We start from the raw sequence: 1,404 nt of genomic DNA on the forward strand, positions 1-1,404 counted from the left end.
GCGCTGCTGGCTGGCCGACATGATCTTCGTCACGCCGGTGGCGGTCTTGTTCAGGCTGTCCGCCTCGAGGCCCTGGTTGTACCTGGTGATGCCGGTCCGGATTTCGCGGCGCGTGTCCATGAATTCGATGCCCTGCAGCGCCGGCGCGGCCACCACGTTGGTGACCAGCGGCGAGACGGCTTCCATCATCGGCTTCTTGCCCCGGACGATGCCGCCGATCCGGTTGTCCAGCAGGTCGGCCAGGTTCACGCCGGCGTCCACGTTCACGTAGGTGCGCGGGTTGTTGGCCAGGTACAGCGAATCCAGGTACTGCCGGGTCAGGGCGGTGTTGGTCGCCTGGATCGGCGCCGTGACGTCGGCCAGCGCCAGCCCGTGCACGCGGTGCGGGATCGGAATCGGCGTGATGACGCAGTAGTCGTGGCCGTCGGCCTCCTCGTTCTTGAGGGTCATGTTCGCGCCGCGCAGCACGTACCGCCATTCGACGATGCCGTCGCCGTCGTGGTCGCACTGGATGTAGCCCTCGAACAGCGTGACTTCCTCCATGGCCTTGTCGAAGGCCTGGTGGTCATCCAGCACCTCGGTCTCGTCGTCGGCCATCGACTTCAAGGACTCGGCGCCGTCGACGTGGGTGTTCATGTCGTAGCTCTGGACAGCAAACGCATCGGCCTTCGGGATGCCCATCTCCACCAGGTCGGAGCGGCGCAGCACGGCGTACTGGCCGACCAGCGGCGATTCGTAGATCGAGCAGGCCCGGCGCGATACCAGGAAGGTTTCGGGCCGCACGTTGCGGATGCATACCTGGCCCTTCTTGCGGGTGACCTTGAGGTCGACGTCGAACAGCATCTTCGGCGGCTGGGCCAGCTGGGCCTGCGCCTGGGCGGCCGCTTCGGGTGCCATGGCCATAAGGCCGTTGGCCAGCTGCTCACGCTGCGCCACATCCTCCGGATCCGGATAGGTGTTGTGGCCCAGCACCTCGATGCCTTCCTGCTGCATAAGCAGGGCCACCTGCATCTGGTCGAGGCCGGTGTATGCCTCGCGCGTGACCTTGTCGGCGTCGTTCCAGAAGGCGCGCACGATGCCGACCTTTGCCAGCAGCGCGTCCTTGAACCAGGTGTTGAAGATCAGGAAGCCCGGGTTCTGCTTCTTGACGATGTGGTTGATGTAATCGGTGGCCTGGCCAGCGAATTCCTCGTCCTCGACGCCGACCGGCTCGAACTCGCCGATGTTGTCGCCCGACAGGAAGACATCCAGCAGCGAGGGTAGGGCGCTCTCGACCACCTCGAACACGTCCCAGCTCACCACCTGGGACCGGCCCTCGACTTCCTTCCCGTCCGGCAGGCCCAGGTACAGCGCGTAATTGCGCTCGCGCTCCGGGTTGATGGCGTGGTTCTGCCAGGTGGTGGC

1 protein-coding gene is annotated in these 1,404 nt (G+C 65.5%); it reads right to left on the reverse strand.

The features are described 5' to 3' along the window. On the reverse strand, positions 1-1,404 hold a 1,404-nt coding region (locus J3U95_RS28200), incomplete at both ends, for a portal protein (RefSeq protein WP_441295272.1).

The sequence above is a fragment of the Massilia oculi genome (assembly GCF_017582745.1).
In the GTDB taxonomy this organism is placed as follows: domain Bacteria; phylum Pseudomonadota; class Gammaproteobacteria; order Burkholderiales; family Burkholderiaceae_D; genus Telluria; species Telluria oculi_A.